This window comes from Neopusillimonas maritima (assembly GCF_003576595.1).
GTDB lineage: Bacteria > Pseudomonadota > Gammaproteobacteria > Burkholderiales > Burkholderiaceae_B > Neopusillimonas > Neopusillimonas maritima.
The window spans coordinates 64,033-81,362 of record NZ_NQOU01000006.1; the positions used below are offsets into that span (position 1 = coordinate 64,033).

The following is a 17,330-nucleotide window of genomic DNA, read 5'->3' on the forward strand; positions in this document are numbered from 1 at the left end:
GATAATGCGCAAAGCAGGTTTTCGCCGTTGGCAAAAGGGCGCGGGCGTCGTGATGACGTCGTTCGTCTTGGCAGGTTGCTCCTGGTTTTCTCCCAGTGACCCACGTTACGAGCCCACCCCTCTCACCGAGTATCCGGCGCAAATTTCAGCAGCAGCCGGCTGGAATGTATCCATTGGCAGTGGTTCCGGCCCCGGTTTTGTTCCCCAGTTGGTGGGCGAGTCGGTCTACGCGGCGGCGCCCAATGGCTCAGTGGTTAAAGTTGCATTGGGCAGTGGTGCTGTTCAATGGCGTGCCGATGCAGATATTCCGCTGTCGGCCGGTGCGGGTTCCGATGGCGTGACCACAGCGGTAGCGGGTCCAGACGGCACAGTCGTGGCTTTTAACGATCAAGGCCAGGAGAAATGGCGCGCCAAGGCAAGCAGCGAGGTGTTTATTCCACCGGCGGTAGGTGAGGGCATCGTGGCGGTGCGTAGTAGCGACTACCGCATTCAGGCGTTTGACGCCAACACAGGTGATTTGCTTTGGAGCCTGCAGCGCCCCGGCCCGGCACTGGCCTTAAAAACCAGCATGCAAATGCTGATTATCGAGGGCGTGGTGATCTCCGGTCTGCCCAATGGTCGCGTGATTGTGATTGATGCCCGTAATGGGGCTGTGCAGTGGGAAGGTAATGTCTCTTCGGCGCGCGGTGCAACCGACCTTGAGCGTATCAACGATGTGGTGGGTAAACCGCAGGCGCTTGGGCCTTTGCTTTGCGCTGCATCGTATCAGGGGCGTATTGTATGTTTCGATGTTTCTCAGGGGGGTGTGCCCATCTGGGAGCAGCGTTTCTCGACTTCCCAGGGTATTGTGGCAGACAGCCAGCAAGTGTATGCGGCTAACCAGCGCGACGTGGCCTACGCCTTTAGTCTGAACGATGGTACCGAGCGCTGGAAGCAGGAACAATTGCGCAATCGGCGTCTGTCCGGTCCGGCAGTGGTGCCCCAAGCTGTTGCCTATGGCGACCTCGATGGATATATCCATTTCCTATCGCGAGTGAATGGCGATTTATTGGGCCGTGTGCAGGTTGGCAGTGGACCTATTGTGTCGCCGTTGGTAAGCACGCCGCGAGGGGTGCTGGTGCAAACCGACGGCGGTAATCTCGTACTTGTTGGTGTCAATTGAAAAACACGTTGTTCAAACCCGTTGTCGCGCTGGTTGGGCGCGCCAATGTGGGCAAATCCACACTATTCAACCGTCTTACACGGTCGCGTGCTGCGCTCGTAGCCGACTTCGCCGGCTTAACACGTGATCGTCATTACGGTGAAGGCCGCCTGGGCAATCATGCTTATCTGGTAGTAGACACCGGTGGCTTTGAGCCAATCGCGAAAGAAGGCATTATGGTGGAAATGGCGCGCCAGACCGAGCAAGCCATTGCCGAGGCCGATGTGGTTATTTTTCTTGTAGATGCTCGGGCGGGTATTAACGCACACGATCACGAAATTGCCCGTTTGTTGCGCCGTGCGGGTCAACGTGTTTTGTTGGCGGTAAACAAAGCCGAAGGCATGAAACACGGGTCCGCCGCTGCGGAATTCTATGAATTGGGCCTGGGTGAACCGTACCCTATTTCTGCTTCGCATGGCGATGGCGTGGTCGACTTGATCGACAACGCGCTTTCATTCCTTGATGACGGTGTTGCTGGCCAGGAAAGCGGCCAGGAAGCGTCCGATTGGACGTCTGAGGCCGACGAAAAAGAAATCAACGGTGTCGATGTTGTCGTTGAAGATGTCGCTGAGTCCGGTACCGAAAAAGATAAATATCACCGCATCAAGCTGGCCATTGTCGGTCGGCCGAACGTGGGTAAATCGACGCTCATCAATACTTTAATCGGTGAAGAGCGTGTCATCGCTTTCGATTTGCCGGGTACCACGCGCGACGCGATAGAAATTGAATTCGAGAAAGACGGCACGGCTTATACCTTAATCGATACAGCCGGTTTGAGGCGTCGCGGTAAAGTGTTCCAGGCAGTGGAAAAGTTTTCCGTGATTAAAACCCTGCAGGCTATTGAGGCATGCAATGTGGTGGTTCTCATGCTGGATGCCCATACGGAAATTTCCGATCAGGACGCGCATATCGCCGGTTTTATTCTGGAAACCGGTCGGGCGCTGGTGATTGCCATTAACAAGTGGGATGGGCTGGACGATCACGCCCGCGACCGTATCAAGCGCGACTTTGAACGTAAATTGCGGTTCTTGTCGTTTGCCAAGGTGCATACCATCTCCGCATTAAAAGGGCGGGGCATTCAACCGCTGATTAAATCGGTAAAGCAAGCCCATGCAGCGGCATTTGCCAAGTTGCCCACGCCGCGCCTTACGCGAGTTTTGCATGCCGCGGTCGAGCAACAGCCCCCCCCGCGCAAAGGCATTTTCCGGCCTAAAATGCGGTATGCGCACCAGGGTGGGCAGAATCCACCGCTTATTATTGTTCATGGCAACGCGCTGGATGCCATTCCTGATTCTTATCGGCGCTATCTGGAAACGCGTTTCCGCACGGAGTTCAAGCTGGAAGGTACGCCTTTACGCATTGAGTTCAAATCGTCTCAAAACCCGTATATTCAGCAGGGGGCCAAGTGAGTCGATTCTGGAGTGATCATGTTTCCGGTTTGTCGCCTTATGTGCCGGGAGAGCAGCCGCGGGTAGCCGACCTGCTGAAACTGAATACCAACGAGCATCCGTGGGGCCCTTCGCCCAAAGCGCTGGCGGCCATCAAGGAGGCCGCCGATAATCGCCTGCGTTTATATCCAGACCCGCAAGCCACGGCTTTGCGTGAAGTGTTGGCGGAACATCATGGCGTGACACCCGATTGTATTTTTGTCGGGAACGGGTCTGATGAAGTATTGGCTCATTTATTCAATGCTTTGTTTCGACGCCAGGGTCGGGCGCTGCGTATGCCGGATATCACCTATAGCTTTTACCGCAGCTATTGCAAACTGTTTGGCATCACCCCCGAATTGATCCCTCTCTCAGACGATCTGTCTATACGGCCAAATGACTACTTGCCGCGGGCAGATGGGGATTTAGTCGCAGGGATTATTTTTGCCAATCCGAACGCACCCACCGGACGGGCATTGCCATTGCAGGACATCGCCCGTATTGCCAAGGCGAATCCGGATATTCCGGTGGTGGTTGATGAGGCCTATGTGGATTTTGGAGCCGAGTCATCGGTGGCCTTACTGGAACAGTGCGCCAATATTGTGGCCGTACATACTTTCTCCAAGTCGCGTGCGCTGGCTGGATTAAGGGTGGGTTATGTTGTTGCGAATCCGCCTATCGTGGAAGGGCTGGAGCGTGTCAAAGACAGTTTTAACTCTTATCCACTTGATTCTTTGGCGCTGGCTGGTGCAATTGCGTCGGTGCAAGACGATGATTACTTTCGCCAAGCCTGCAATGCGGTTATCAATGCGCGCGACACCTTGACCCGGAATTTAACTGAACTGGGTTTTCAGGTGTTGCCCAGCGCGGCCAATTTCGTTTTCGCAACCCATCCGCAACACGACGCTGCGTTGTTGTTTAGGGCTTTGCGCAAGCATCATATTTTAGTGCGGCATTTTCCGCTTGAACGAATTGATCAGTATTTACGTATATCAGTGGGAACACCCGACGATAACGAACGCCTGTGCAAGGCGTTGAAAACAATTATTACAACCTCCCACCCATCGTCAGCATAGCGATTTACGGGAAAACCCTGTACAGTTACAGCTTGCGGTATTTCTATAACAACACAATTGGAGTAAAGCCAATGAGCAACAAAGGGCAAACATTACAAGACCCGTTTTTGAACGCACTTCGTAAGGAACATGTTCCCGTTTCCATTTATCTGGTAAATGGTATCAAACTGCAAGGTCAGGTTGAGTCTTTCGATCAATACGTGGTGCTGCTGCGCAATACCGTCACGCAAATGGTATACAAGCATGCCATTTCCACCGTTGTACCGGCACGTCCGGTTAATTTGCAGGTTGATGACGCTGCTGCCGAATAAGTCAGCCGTTTCTGTTGGTCTCAGTAAAACCCGCCATGCACGCTGTGCAGGCGGGTTTTCGTTTCTTTATGTTTGAATGAAATCTTTAATTATCAGTGTTGATCTGGGCAACCCGGATTTCCAGGCTCATTCCGATGAGTTCGTGATGCTTGCCGAAGGTGCCGGCGCCGAGATTGTGGGTCATTTGGTTGCCCGCCGTCAACGGCCTGACGCAGCGTACTTCATTGGCAAAGGCAAACTTGATGAGGCCGCATTATTGGCCGATTCAACTGAGGCCGAAATTATTCTGTTCGATCAACCTTTATCGCCGGCACAACAGCGCAATATTGAGCGGGCGCTCAAGCGCAGGGTCATTGATCGTGTCGCACTCATTCTGGATATTTTCGCGTTGCGTGCGCAAAGCCATGAAGGTAAATTGCAGGTTGAGTTGGCCCAGCTTCAGCATTTGGTGACACGCCTAACACGCATGTGGACCCACCTTGAGCGTCAGCGTGGAGGTATAGGGATGCGTGGCCCCGGTGAGTCTCAACTGGAAATGGACAAGCGCATGATCGGCGCCAAGGTCAAGTTGCTGAAAGAGCGTTTGGCCAAAGCGCAAAAGCAGCGAAACACGCAAAGGCGCGCGCGCACCCGGCGCGGAACCATGTCGGTCTCGTTGGTGGGTTACACCAACGCGGGAAAATCCACCTTATTCAACGCTTTAACACGTGCCGGCGCGTACGAGGCCGATCAATTGTTTGCCACGCTCGATACCACCACCCGCAAGCTCTGGATCGACGGGTTTGGGCAGGTTGTGGTGTCTGATACGGTTGGGTTTATTCGCGATTTGCCTCCAACATTGATCGCGGCTTTTCGCGCCACATTGGAAGAGACTGTCCAGGCTGATTTACTATTGCATGTGGTCGATGCAGCAAGCCCACAACGTGATGAGCAAATTGCCGAAGTAAATAAAGTGCTGGGGGATATTGGGGCTGGCGAAATTCCCCGGGTTCTTGTCTACAATAAAATCGATGCAGCCGGTTATGAACCGTGGGTGGAGCGCGATGAACATGGTACCATTGTGCGAGTGTTCGTTAGTGCGCTGACGCGTGCAGGTCTTGATGGCCTGCGTCAGGCTATCATTGAATCAGGTCAAGTCGCAGGAAACAATGCGTTTAATGTCGAAAATATTTAATTTGAACGACCCGGGCTGGGGTCGCGGTAAAGGCGATGGCAATGACTCGTCGCAGCCCAATAATCAGAATCGCCCCGGTAATAACCAGGGCAATAATGGCGGCCCTCCCGACCTCGACGAGGTCTGGCGTGATTTCAACGGCAAAATAGGCTCACTGTTTGGCCGTAAGCGTCGAGGGGGTGGCAACATGGGCGGTGGCGGCAACGGTGGTGGGCCGGTTCAACTGCCTAAAGGTTCTCCAAAACTGTTTGTCTTTATCGCCATTGTATTGGTTGGTTTATGGCTTTCCAGCGGCTTTATTATTGTGCAGGAAGGGCAGGTTGCCGTGGTGACCAAATTTGGTAAATACACGAAAACACTGAATCCCGGTTTGCAATGGCATATGCCATATCCCATTGAAGAAGCACAGCCTGTAAATATTGCGCAGTTGCGTACCTTTGAAGTGGGTTATCGCGGAAGCGTCGGCAACAAGGTGCTGAACGAATCTCTTATGCTTACGACCGACGAAAATATCGTCGATGTGCAATACGTAGTGCAATATCGCCTCATGCCGGAAGGTGCGCCCAACTACCTGTTTGAAACAGTCGACCCCGACGACTCTGTTCGTCAGGCTGCCGAAACCGCCATGCGCGAAGTGGTCGGCCAGCGGCCTATGGATGTCGTTTTGTATTCCGGTCGTACCGAAATTGCCAATAGTGTTCAGCAGCTTACTCAGGACATTCTCGACCGCTATAAAACCGGTGTACAGGTGAGTACTGTTGCCATACAGAACGTCCAGCCGCCGGAGCAAGTGCAAGCGGCGTTCGATGATGCCGTTAAAGCCGGTCAAGATCGCGAGCGTTTAATTAACGAAGGAAACGCCTACGCCAGTCGCATTATTCCCGAGGCTCGCGGTCGTGCCGATCGTATGGTTTTCGATGCTCAAGGTTATACCGCGCAAGTGATCGGTACGGCGCAGGGTGATACTGCACGTTTCGCCGCAATTGAAACTGAGTTTGCCAAGGCGCCGGAAGTCACCCGCGATCGCATGTATTTAGCCACCATGCAAACAATACTTGAAAACACATCAAAGATACTTATCGACAATCAGTCGGCCAGCAATATGTTGTATTTGCCACTTGATAAAATTATGCAGCAAGCCTCTCGCTCCAACTCGAGCACGGCGTCGCCCGATCCTGCGGCTGGTATGGCGGCAGGTTCTACCAGCCAGTCGTCCGAGGGAGGTGGCAGTTCGTCCGGCAGTACTTCCGGTAGTGGGGGGCGTAACGCCTCTGGTGGGGGTAGCCCCTACAGCAATTCGTCGAATTTGCTGACAAGTCCGTATTCGTCACGCTAAGGAGGCCGCCCCATGCCACGTTTTTTCCCGTATCTGGTTGGTCTGGTCATTTTATTGGCCGTTGCCTCCTCTTGTGTTTTCATAGTGCGCGAACGCGATGCCGCGCTGGTTTTTGCATTGGGTGAAGTGCGCGACACCATCACTGAACCCGGTTTGTATTTCAAGCTGCCCCCTCCGTTTGAAAACGTCGTCCGGCTCGATAAACGTCTTCAAACCATCGAGTCGCAAGACCCTGAGCGTATTCAAACGGCTGAAAAGAAGAATCTGCTTATTGATTCTTATGCCAAATGGCGTATCAGTGATCCACGACAGTACTACGTCACTTTCGGTTTGAATAAAACAGCAGCCGAAGAACGCCTTAGCGCGCAAATCCGCGATGCCTTGAACGCAGCCGTGAACGTGCGCACGGTGAAGCAGGTGGTGTCCAGCGAACGCGGCGACATCATGGATGAAATTTTGGCTAATGTGGCGCGTCGCGCGGCGCCGTTGGGTGTTGATGTGGTTGACGTTCGTCTTATCCGCATCGATTTTTCGCCCGAAATTTCGGAATCGGTTTATCGCCGTATGGAAGCCGAACGTAAAGAAGAGGCCAATCGTTTGCGTGCAACTGGTTCGGCGGAAAGTGAGCGAATTCGTGCCCAGGCCGACCGTGAGCGTGAAGAAATTTTAGCGAAGGCCTATGCCGACGCCCAGAATATTCGTGGTGAAGGTGATGCCGATGCCGCAGCAATTTATTCGGAAACCTACGGCAAGAATCCCGACTTCTATAGTTTCTACCGTAGTTTGGAAAGTTATCGGTCCGCGTTTTCCAACAAAAACGACACGCTGGTGATCAGCCCGGATACCGACTTCTTCCGGTTCTGGGGTAATCCGCAAGGTGGACAAGCCCAAGAAGGAGCGGGCAGCCGTTAGGGCGGCTGCCTTTACTTCCCAAGTGTCACCTTCACTTTGAAAAATGGTCTCAACACGCTACAATACGCCGTAAGTTGAATTACCATCCGCAAGCGACTTGGCGGGCTTACGCCCCAAGTCGCTTTTTGTTTGATTAACGCCATACCCAGGTTCATCAGGGCGCTAAAAAATGTCGAAATGGTTATTGCCGGAAAATCTGGCAGATATCCTTCCTGCAGAAGCACGTCGTATCGAAGAGTTGCGCCGCGAATTACTTGATTTATACCGTTCCCACGGCTTCGAGTTAGTGGCGCCACCGCTCGTTGAATATCTTGACTCTCTTTTGTCCGGCTCAGGTTCCGATCTAAACTTGCGCACATGCAAGTTGGTTGATCAGTTATCGGGTCGTACATTAGGGGTTCGTGCCGATATCACCCCTCAGGTTTCCCGCATAGATGCGCATTTGCTGAATCGCACCGGCGTGACGCGATTGTGCTACTGCGGTACCGTATTGCATGCGCGTCCGGCAGATCTTCTGTCTGATCGCGAGCTTTTGCAAATTGGTGCTGAAGTGTTTGGTCATGAGGGTGTCGAGGCCGATATCCAGATCATTCAAATGGCACTTGAAAGCGTGCAACGTGCGGGAGTGCCGCGTCCGCGACTCGACCTTGGGCATCCTGGTATTTTTCGCGCCATTGTGGCGGCCGACCCCGCCTTGGCTGAAATCGAGGCAGAGTTGTCGGAATGTGTGGCAGCAAAAGATCAGTCCGGCATTCAAGCGTTATGTGCACAGGCCGGGCAAGTTCGGGGCGACTTGGTTGAGGCGCTGCTCACGTTGCCGGGCCTGTATGGTGGTGTGTCGGTGCTTGAGCGGGCGTTACGCAGCTTGCCGTCATTGCCCGCTATCCAGAAAGCGGTACACGACATGCAAACGCTTATTCAGGCGTTACCCGACTATGACTTTAGCGTCGACCTGGCTGATATCGGCACCGGTTATGCGTATCACACCGGGGTGGTATTCGCTGTTTATGCCCAGGGCTGGCACAACGCGGTGGTGCGTGGTGGCCGCTATGACGGCGTAGGTAAAGCTTTCGGTCGGGCTCGCCCGGCAACGGGTTTTAGTCTGGACTTGCGTAAGCTGTCGTCAGGGTTAGAGCCGGCTCCTCTGGCGACTGCCATTCAAGCACCGTGGGGAACCGATGCAGCGCTGATACAGGCTATTCGCAAGTTACGCGAAGCAGGTGAGATCGTGGTTCAGGTCTTGCCGGGGCAATCGCACTCACTCGACGAATTTAATATCGATCGTGAATTGGTGCTGTCCAATGGCCGGTGGCAGGTTGAGTCGGTCGTTTAGTCAGGAATCAGTAAATATAGGGCGCCGGCCCGGGTTTGATTCGAAGGCGGCGCATCATTTAATTTTCAAGCCAACACGGCTTTTATTTTATTACGCAACATGAGCAAGAATATCGTGGTAATCGGCACCCAATGGGGTGACGAAGGCAAAGGAAAGATTGTTGATTGGCTGGCTGAGTCCGCCAATGGCGTGGTGCGCTTTCAGGGTGGGCATAATGCCGGCCATACTTTATGGATTAACGGCACCAAAACCATTTTGCGCCTGATTCCCTCGGGTATTATGCACGCCGGTGTGACCTGCTACATTGGTAATGGGGTAGTGTTGTCGCCGGATGCCTTGCTGAAAGAAATCGGTGAGCTTGAAGAAGCCGGTATCGATGTGCGTTCGCGCCTGCAAATCTCGTGGTCCTGCCCGCTGATTCTTCCCTATCATATTGCGATTGATCAGGCCCGTGAAAAACGTAAGGGTGACGGAAAAATTGGTACGACCGGAAGGGGGATTGGGCCGGCTTACGAAGATAAGGTCGCGCGCCGCGCCATTCGCGTGCAAGATCTCTATGATTTGGATGTATTCGATGCCAAGCTTGAAGAAGCGCTTGACTACCATAACTTCGTTCTAACGCAATATTTGGGCGCTGAGGCCGTTTCGGTTAACGAAGTGCGCGATCAGGCGCTGGCGTTGGGCGAACAAATCAAACCCATGGTGGCCGACGTTTCCGCCAATTTGCATGTGGCTCAAAAAGCCGGTCAAACCTTGTTGTTTGAAGGGGCGCAGGGTGCTTTGCTCGACATCGACCATGGCACGTACCCCTTTGTGACAAGCAGCAATTGTATTGCCGGTGCAGCTGCCGCAGGTGCGGGTGTCGGGCCGCAGTCGTTGAATTATGTTTTGGGCATTGCAAAAGCTTATACCACGCGTGTGGGTTCAGGTCCGTTCCCGACAGAGCTGCACGACGACATAGGCGCTCATCTTGCCAAAGTCGGGCATGAGTTTGGCTCGGTCACCGGTCGCCCGCGCCGTTGCGGTTGGTTCGATGGCGCTGCGATGAAACGGTCGGTCATGATTAATGGCATTTCGGGTTTGTGTGTCACCAAGCTCGATGTCCTGGACGGCCTGGAAACCATTCGTATCGGGGTCGGTTATCGCTACAAGGGCCAGTTTCTCGACGCTTTGCCGCCAGGGGCGCAGGCCGCATCTGAAGCGGAGCCGGTTTTAGAAGAAATGGCCGGTTGGCAAGACTCAACAGTGGGTGTAACCCAGTACGACCAACTTCCTGTGAATGCGCGTCGTTATCTTGAGCGTATCGCCCAAGTGTGCGATGTTCCTATCGACATGGTCTCAACTGGTCCTGATCGCATGGAAACCATTGTGCTGCGCCATCCGTTCAAAAACTAATCACTTTAAACCCGCACAGGTCTTTTCCTGAAGCCTGTGTGGGTTTATTATTACGGACTCTTTTCGCTACACAGGAACTGTTTTCATGAATTTGCCCCCCAGCACCGACCGTGATCTTTGGGTATCGTGGGATGAATACCACGCTTTAATCGACCGTCTTGCTCTAACGATTCATGAGTCGGGTTGGGAGTTTGAGAAAATTATCTGCCTGGCGCGCGGCGGTATGCGGGTAGGTGATATTCTTTCGCGCATTTTCGACGTACCCTTGGGCATACTGGCCACGAGCAGCTATCGTGAAGCCGCCGGCACGCAACAGGGCAAGCTCGACATTGCCCAATTTATTACGATTACCCGCGGCACGCTCGACGGCAAAGTGCTGTTGGTCGACGACATGGTCGATACCGGTATGACGTTTATTCGCGTAGGCGAGCATTTGCGTGAACAGTTCCCCGACATTACCGAGTTGCGTAGTGCCGTGTTGTGGTGGAAAGGGCATGCCAAAGCCCACCCTGATTATTATGTCGACAAGCTGCCCACGAACCCCTGGATTCATCAGCCTTTCGAGGATTACGACAGTTTGCGTCCGCATCAATTGGAAGCCTGGGTGCGAAAAGGGGTTCGCAATTCCTGAAAACATGGTAGAATTTAGGGCTTAATTAACCTGTACCGGATATCGAATACTTTATGCCAACTGTTCGCTTAAAAGAAAACGAGCCTTTTGAAGCCGCATTGCGTCGCTTCAAACGCACTATTGAAAAAAACGGTTTGTTAACCGAGCTGCGTTCGCGTGAATTTTATGAAAAGCCAACGGCCGAGCGTAAGCGTAAGCACGCTGCTGCCGTAAAGCGCCACTATAAGCGTTTGCGTAGCCAGCAACTGCCTCCTCGTCTGTATTGATCCCCGAGTCCTTTGTACAGGAACTACTCGCCCGGGTTGATGTAGCCGACGTCGTCGGGCGGTACGTGCAATTGAAGAAAGGTGGGGCCAACTTGCTTGGCCTCTGTCCTTTCCACAACGAAAAATCCCCTTCTTTTACCGTCAGTCCCACCAAGCAGTTCTACCACTGTTTTGGTTGCGGCGCGCATGGATCGGCAATCACATTTTTAATGGAACATACCGGGGCCAGTTTCCCGGAAGCGGTCCGTTCGTTGGCAGCCGGCGTAGGGATGACGGTACCGGAAGCGCCACGTTCGCCTCAGTCGCGTGAAGCATCCAGACGCCGCAAGGAAGAGGTATCTCGCCATCAGCTGGCGCTGGAATCCGCGCAGCGGTTTTATCTGCAGTCGTTAAAAGCCTCACAGGCGGCAATCCGATATCTGAAAGATCGCGGCTTGTCGGGGGAGGTTGCTGCACGCTTTGGTTTGGGATGGTCCGGTCATGATCGCCGGGGGTTGGCGACAGTTTTCAATAATTATGAAGACCCTTTGTTGGTCGAAGCCGGTTTGGTGGTAGAGGCGGATGACGGTCGTCGTTATGATCGTTTTCGCGAACGGGTGATGTTTCCCATTCGTAATGCCCGAGGTCACTTGATTGGTTTTGGCGGACGCGTCATTGGCAAGGGCGAGCCCAAATACCTTAACTCACCTGAAACGCCTATTTTCTCAAAGGGCCAGGAACTCTACGGGTTGTGGGAAGGGCGCGACGCAATTCGGCGCGAAGGTCATGTGCTGGTGGTGGAAGGCTACATGGATGTGGTGGGGTTGGCGCAACAGGGCGTTGAAAATGCCGTGGCGACACTCGGTACTGCGACAACCGAACAACATATCCAAAAGTTGCTGCGCGTGGCTGACAAGATTGTCTTCAGTTTTGATGGGGATGGCGCCGGACGCAAAGCGGCCTGGCGCGCTTTGCAAACTTGTTTGCCCTTACTGCGCGATGATGTTTCCCTGCGGTTTTTATTTCTGCCCAGTAACCATGATCCGGACTCTTTCGTGCGCGAGCATGGCGCTCAAGCGTTTCGCGACACGGTGGCCGGCGCGCCCGCATTATCGCGCTTCATGTTGGACGAATTGGCTCAACGGCATAACCTGAACGAAGCAGAAGGGCGGGCTGCATGTGTACACGAAGCGCGCCCTCTATTGCTGCAGCTGCCACGTGAAACAACGTTGCGTGTGCAAATTGAGCGCGAGTTTGCACAGCAAGTGAAGCTGACTCCGGAAGAGCTGGCGGCACATCTGGAGGCAAGTGAGCACGCAGCGAGGGAGGCTGAGCAGTGGCGGAATGCGGCGCGTGTGCCGGAACGGCATAACAAGCCATCGCAAGCACATTATGCCGACGATACGCATTTTGAACCTGTATTTGATCATTTCCCTACGGAGCCGCCCGGTTTTATGGATGACATGGATGTCGGCGCAAACACGCCGGGAGTCTCTGCGTCGGGTTTGTCGGCTTCTGCCTCGCGTGTGTCGGGTCGGGCGAAAGCCGGTGGCTCGCCAAGAAGCCGTACACGTGCTGTTACGCCATTGGCCAAGCGGCTGTTGCGGTTGCTGTTGGCGCATCCAGAGCTGGTGCATGCCTTGGGAGATCAACAGCTTGAAACTTTGGCGCGTGGCCCCCATCTAAATATGGTAAGAGCGCTAATTGAATTAATTGGAAGTAGCGGGGCGCGCCATGTTGGTGCAGTCTTGCAGGCGGCCGATCCGGAATCCGATCTGGCAGAAGTGTTGCGCTCGATTTCAACCGATGTTTTGACACAAACCGACTTACCCGAACCCATGGCTGAATGGAACGATGCAATGCATAAAGTTGAGGTCGATGTAATTCGTGCGGAACAATCGGAACTGATCGCGGCGGGTTTGCCCGATGCCGTTTCGCGTGAACGTTATCAACTCCTGACCCGACGGTTGGCGAAATTGTCGGGATCCTGATCCGGCCGCAATATTTCACGCGTTTTAACTGTTTGAATTTGAATAACTATTGTAAAATAAAGGGTTTTACACGTTACTAGTTTCCCACGCGTTTTTAGCGCGTTCTTCACAACATGGCCTTTTGTGCAACCTGTAACCCGAATGTGGTCAGGCATTAATTATTAATGGGCGTGTTTATTGAGGAAAGCAACAAAAACAACGGGCAACCAGGTGTAGAAAACCCTGTTTTTGAGCATCACGCATTGGCCAATAAGCGGTCCAATGACGGTTGGTGCGTCTTCGGAAGCGAATATGACCAAAGCGACTGACAAAACCTTGCACGATGTTGAGTTAACGTCGGCAACCCGCAAGCCCAAAACCATGGCCGCCACAAAAAGCGAAAGCAAGGCCACGGTAAAAGCAGGAACAGAAAAGAAGCCCGCGCGCAAAACTGCCGCGCGTGGCTCCAAGGCGGCGGCCAACCCCGAAGCCGAGGCAGTCGACGTAAAGAAGGCAACCAAGGCTGCTGCGCCGGCCGCCAAAACGCAGGCAGCTGCAGCTGCTGCAGTCGATAAGCCGGCCCGCAAGACGGCAGGCCGTAAAGCCAAAACCGAAACCGATGGCGCTGAGCCGAAGAAACGTAAAGCCCGCGCCGCGCCTACCGGGCGTCGCCCTGGTCGTCCGGCCAAGGCGGCCAACAACGATGGTGCTTTCGACGATAACGACATGGATGTCGAAGCCGAGGTTATCCCTGACCTTAAGCCGGTTTCCAAACGTGGAGGCAAACGTGCCAAAGGCGAGAAAGATACGCCGGCCCGTAACCTGACGCCGGAAGAACAAGAAGCGCGTCGCAATCGTTTGAAGATTCTGATTAAGTTGGGTAAGGAGCGCGGTTACTTAACCTACGGCGAAATTAACGACCACTTGCCTGACGACTTGGTCGATGCCGAAGCAATTGACGGCATCATCAGCACTTTCAGCGACATGGGCATTTCGGTATACGATCAGGCGCCCGATGCAGAATCGTTGCTGTTGAATGACAACGCACCCGTTGCCTCCAGCGATGACGACGTAGAGGACGAGGCGGAAGCGGCCCTTACGACGGTCGATTCCGATTTTGGCCGTACCACCGACCCGGTTCGTATGTATATGCGCGAAATGGGCACGGTTGAGCTGCTCACACGCGAAGGCGAAATTGAAATTGCCAAACGTATCGAAGACGGCTTGAAGCACATGGTGATGGCAATTGCCGCTTGCCCCACCACTGTGAATGAAATTCTGGAGCATGTTCAGCGTGTACGCGACGGTCAGGCGCAAATCGATGAAATCGTCGATGGCCTGATTGACGAAGACGGTGAAGAGTATGCCGGTTCCGGCGTATCCGCCGACGAAGATGACGACGGGCCGGCCGGCGGCATGAGCAGCAAGCAATTGGAGTTGTTGCGCACTAAATCATTGAAGAAGTTCGATGCAGTCAGCCAGTGGTTCGAGAAGATGCGTAAGGCCTTCGAGAACGAAGGTTATGGCTCTTCAGCTTATAAAGAGGCTCAGGAAGCCATCGTTAATGAGCTCATGGGCATTCGCTTTACGGCCAAAATGGTGGAAAAACTGGCTGATCGACTGCGCACCCAGGTAGCTGAGGTTCGTAAGCTGGAACGTGAGATTTTGCACATCTGTGTCGATCGCGCCGGCATGTCGCGTACTTATTTCATTAAGGCTTTTCCTGGCAATGAAACCAATTTGAACTGGGTTCTGGAAGAAGTGGCTGCCGGCCACGGCTATTCGGAAACACTCGAGCGCCACGTGCCTGCTGTTCATGAAACACAGCAAAAGCTTATCGACCTTCAGGTTAGCGTGGTATTACCGCTGAAAGATCTGAAAGACGTTAACAAGCGTATGGCTACGGGCGAAGCCAAGGCGCGCAAAGCCAAGCGTGAAATGACCGAAGCAAACTTGAGGTTGGTTATTTCTATTGCCAAGAAATATACGAATCGCGGGCTGCAGTTCCTGGATCTCATTCAGGAAGGCAATATTGGCTTGATGAAAGCGGTCGACAAGTTTGAATACCGTCGCGGTTATAAGTTCTCGACTTACGCTACATGGTGGATACGTCAGGCCATTACACGTTCCATTGCCGACCAGGCACGCACTATCCGTATTCCGGTACACATGATTGAAACGATCAATAAAATGAACCGGATCAATCGCCAGATTCTGCAGGAAACCGGTGCTGAGCCCGATCCGGCTACCCTGGCGCAAAAAATGGATATGCCGGAAGACAAGGTTCGCAAGATACTGAAAATTGCCAAAGAGCCCATTTCCATGGAAACGCCTATCGGTGACGATGACGATTCCCATCTGGGCGACTTCATTGAGGATTTGGCGAACTTGTCGCCTTCCGATTCGGCTTTGCACGGCTCGATGCGTGATGTTGTCAAAGAGGTGCTTGATTCCTTAACACCACGTGAAGCCAAGGTGTTGCGCATGCGTTTCGGTGTTGAAATGAGCACTGACCAAACGCTTGAGGAAGTCGGTAAGCAGTTCGATGTGACGCGTGAGCGTATTCGCCAAATAGAGGCGAAAGCGTTGCGCAAGTTACGTCACCCCAGCAGGGCCGATAAGCTTCGCAGCTTCCTGGAAGGGCAGTAAGTTCAGGGGCTTGATTGGGTAGCAAAGTGATTATGGCGGTGTGCTCAACGCACACCGCCATTTTTATTGCAGCATATTAGTAATGATGCGATTCAACTTCGGGCTTTTTCTCGCTTAGGCGCCGGTCTGGCGCACTTAGGCAGGCCGCAATTCCAATCAGGGCGATGCCCGCGCTAAGTAAAAATACATGACGAAACGCCAGGGTCCCCGCATCCACCAAAGCTTGCCTTTCTTCAGGGGCGGCCGTTTGCAGGGCGCCTTCTACCATTTCGCCGATCACATCGGTGGCGGAAATAGACAGCGATAGCCCTGCCGGCGTGTACTGTTGAAGTAAAGCGAATAATACGGCGGTAAGAACGGCAATGCCGATAGCCGCACCCAACGAACGAGAAAAACCAATGACGCCGGTTGCAACACCCAAGTGTCGATGTTCCACCGCATTCTGTGCAGCAACAGCGGACGTGGGCAGTAGCAAGCCAATGGCAAAGCCACCCAGCGAGGTGCAAAGGATAATAAGTAACGTACTGTCGGCCGGGGTGTACGCTGTTGCAGCCATGGCGATCGGAAGAATGACCGTGCCCGCGAGTTGTAGACGCCGGTAGTGTCCCAGCTTCGTCATGAGTGAGCCCGCGATCCAGGCGCCAACGGGAATTGAAAGCGATAAAGGCAACAATTGTACTGCCGCCTCATCCGCACCCGCGTGGGTTAGCATTTGTAGACGCAATGGAATCAGAATTGTCATGCAAATCATTTGAATGAACGCGATAAAGAGCATGAGGCTGGACGCTGCCACAGCACGATTTCGCAAAAGCATCAGTGGAATAACCGGGTCGGGCGCTCTTTTTTCCTGCCATATGAACGAGGCCAGAACAGCGACTGAAACGCCGTATAAAAGCAGATTCAGGTTTTCGGTGAGTGCAGTGCCATGACCCACCCGGCTGATGGCAATGAGCAGGATGGTTAACCCGATAGTAAGCAGCAAGGCGCCCAGATAATCGATACTGCGGCGCAGTTTTGGAATGGGGAGTTTGTCCAGAGCGCGGCGCGCAGTGAGGTAGGCCAGGACGCACAACGGAACATTGATCCAGAAAATCCAGCGCCAGGATATGTATTCAGTTAGCAATCCGCCTACGACCGGTCCGGTGACGCTGGCAATTGCAAAGGCGGTGCTAATGTATCCTTGATACCGGCCACGATCACGCGGGGAAATAATATCGCCCACAATTGTCTGTGACACAGCCAGTAAGCCGGCGCCCCCCACGCCCTGAATGACGCGGGCCAGAATCATGACCGGCATCGTGGTTGCCATGGCGCATAGAACGGACGACAGCAGGAAAATGACAATGGCGCTGAACAACATAAGACGGCGCCCGTATATGTCACCCAATTTTCCATAAATGGGGGTGGCAACCGTCATGGCAATCAAATAGCCTGAAATGACCCATGCCAAATACTCTACGCCGCTTAAATCGGCCGACATCAGAGGTAAGGCCACGGCCACAATCGTTTGCTCAAGACCGCCCAGAAAAATGGCGACCAGCAAGCCGAGTACAACGCGTTTGGCTTCACGGTGAGTGAAAGTAATGGTGCTTGATGAATCGGACATATAGAGTAAAGGGTAAGCTTGCGACGTTTGAATCGAAGCAAAATGGTAGACAGAAAAGCGCTAT

14 protein-coding genes are annotated in these 17,330 nt (G+C 53.5%); 13 read left to right on the forward strand and 1 reads right to left on the reverse strand.

Translation table 11 applies throughout. From position 1 onward, the window contains the following. Nucleotide 1 precedes the first annotated feature (1 nt). The 13 genes from bamB (at nt 2) to rpoD (ending at nt 15,660) form a co-directional block, all read left to right on the forward strand. Entirely contained in the window at nt 2-1,162 is a 1,161-nt protein-coding gene (gene bamB, locus CJO09_RS13425) for an outer membrane protein assembly factor BamB (protein WP_391523671.1), read from the forward strand. Continuing rightward, entirely contained in the window at nt 1,159-2,610 is a 1,452-nt protein-coding gene (der, locus tag CJO09_RS13430) for a ribosome biogenesis GTPase Der (protein ID WP_179950543.1), read from the forward strand. Before bamB ends, der begins: the two co-directional genes overlap by 4 nt. Then, nucleotides 2,607-3,704, forward strand: coding sequence for a histidinol-phosphate transaminase (gene hisC / locus CJO09_RS13435; protein WP_119442811.1), 1,098 nt, complete (start codon nt 2,607-2,609; stop codon nt 3,702-3,704). Before der ends, hisC begins: the two co-directional genes overlap by 4 nt. Nucleotides 3,705-3,775: 71 nt before the next feature. After that, nucleotides 3,776-4,015 (forward strand): RNA chaperone Hfq, encoded by a 240-nt coding sequence (gene hfq / locus CJO09_RS13440; RefSeq protein ID WP_114420882.1) that lies wholly within the window; start codon nt 3,776-3,778, stop codon nt 4,013-4,015. Between the two features lie 76 nt (nt 4,016-4,091). Then, nucleotides 4,092-5,189 (forward strand): GTPase HflX, encoded by a 1,098-nt coding sequence (gene hflX, locus CJO09_RS13445; protein ID WP_119442812.1) that lies wholly within the window; start codon nt 4,092-4,094, stop codon nt 5,187-5,189. Next, nucleotides 5,164-6,525 (forward strand): FtsH protease activity modulator HflK, encoded by a 1,362-nt coding sequence (hflK, locus tag CJO09_RS13450; RefSeq protein ID WP_119442813.1) that lies wholly within the window; start codon nt 5,164-5,166, stop codon nt 6,523-6,525. The genes hflX and hflK overlap by 26 nt, the downstream gene beginning before the upstream one ends. Before the next feature lie 12 nt (nt 6,526-6,537). Beyond that, entirely contained in the window at nt 6,538-7,437 is a 900-nt protein-coding gene (gene hflC / locus CJO09_RS13455; RefSeq protein ID WP_119442814.1) for a protease modulator HflC, read from the forward strand. 169 nt (nt 7,438-7,606) lie between these two features. Further along, nucleotides 7,607-8,770, forward strand: a complete 1,164-nt coding sequence (locus CJO09_RS13460; RefSeq protein ID WP_119442815.1) for an ATP phosphoribosyltransferase regulatory subunit — start codon at nt 7,607-7,609, stop codon at nt 8,768-8,770. 99 nt (nt 8,771-8,869) lie between these two features. After that, nucleotides 8,870-10,165, forward strand: a complete 1,296-nt coding sequence (locus CJO09_RS13465) for an adenylosuccinate synthase (protein WP_119442816.1) — start codon at nt 8,870-8,872, stop codon at nt 10,163-10,165. A gap of 85 nt (nt 10,166-10,250) precedes the next feature. Then, nucleotides 10,251-10,796 (forward strand): phosphoribosyltransferase, encoded by a 546-nt coding sequence (locus CJO09_RS13470; protein ID WP_114420876.1) that lies wholly within the window; start codon nt 10,251-10,253, stop codon nt 10,794-10,796. 53 nt (nt 10,797-10,849) lie between these two features. Beyond that, on the forward strand, nt 10,850-11,062 hold the full coding sequence (rpsU, locus tag CJO09_RS13475; protein WP_114420875.1) for a 30S ribosomal protein S21: 213 nt from the start codon (nt 10,850-10,852) through the stop codon (nt 11,060-11,062). Next, nucleotides 11,059-13,032 carry a DNA primase gene (gene dnaG, locus CJO09_RS13480; protein ID WP_119442817.1) on the forward strand — a complete coding sequence of 658 codons (1,974 nt, stop codon included), beginning with the start codon at nt 11,059-11,061 and terminating at the stop codon, nt 13,030-13,032. The genes rpsU and dnaG overlap by 4 nt, the downstream gene beginning before the upstream one ends. Nucleotides 13,033-13,392: 360 nt before the next feature. Then, the gene (rpoD, locus tag CJO09_RS13485) at nt 13,393-15,660 is read left to right on the forward strand and encodes an RNA polymerase sigma factor RpoD (RefSeq protein WP_425454091.1); all 2,268 of its coding nucleotides are present in this window, start codon (nt 13,393-13,395) and stop codon (nt 15,658-15,660) included. A gap of 76 nt (nt 15,661-15,736) precedes the next feature. Here rpoD and CJO09_RS13490 read toward each other — a convergent pair whose 3' ends face one another. Continuing rightward, nucleotides 15,737-17,266 carry an MDR family MFS transporter gene (locus tag CJO09_RS13490; RefSeq protein ID WP_119442819.1) on the reverse strand — a complete coding sequence of 510 codons (1,530 nt, stop codon included), beginning with the start codon at nt 17,264-17,266 and terminating at the stop codon, nt 15,737-15,739. Between the last annotated feature and the right edge of the window lie 64 nt (nt 17,267-17,330).

Excerpts from the sequence above, each read along its gene's own strand:
- CJO09_RS13460 (WP_119442815.1), top strand. The coding sequence starts at position 7,607 with ATGTCGAAATGGTTATTGCCGGAAAATCTGGCAGATATCCTTCCTGCA.
- CJO09_RS13470 (WP_114420876.1), top strand. The coding sequence starts at position 10,251 with ATGAATTTGCCCCCCAGCACCGACCGTGATCTTTGGGTATCGTGGGAT.
- hflC (WP_119442814.1), top strand. The coding sequence starts at position 6,538 with ATGCCACGTTTTTTCCCGTATCTGGTTGGTCTGGTCATTTTATTGGCC.
- rpoD (WP_425454091.1), top strand. The coding sequence starts at position 13,393 with ATGGCCGCCACAAAAAGCGAAAGCAAGGCCACGGTAAAAGCAGGAACA.
- hflX (WP_119442812.1), top strand. The coding sequence starts at position 4,092 with ATGAAATCTTTAATTATCAGTGTTGATCTGGGCAACCCGGATTTCCAG.
- hfq (WP_114420882.1), top strand. The coding sequence starts at position 3,776 with ATGAGCAACAAAGGGCAAACATTACAAGACCCGTTTTTGAACGCACTT.
- rpsU (WP_114420875.1), top strand. The coding sequence starts at position 10,850 with ATGCCAACTGTTCGCTTAAAAGAAAACGAGCCTTTTGAAGCCGCATTG.
- CJO09_RS13465 (WP_119442816.1), top strand. The coding sequence starts at position 8,870 with ATGAGCAAGAATATCGTGGTAATCGGCACCCAATGGGGTGACGAAGGC.
- hflK (WP_119442813.1), top strand. The coding sequence starts at position 5,164 with ATGCGTTTAATGTCGAAAATATTTAATTTGAACGACCCGGGCTGGGGT.
- CJO09_RS13490 (WP_119442819.1), bottom strand. The coding sequence starts at position 17,266 with ATGTCCGATTCATCAAGCACCATTACTTTCACTCACCGTGAAGCCAAA.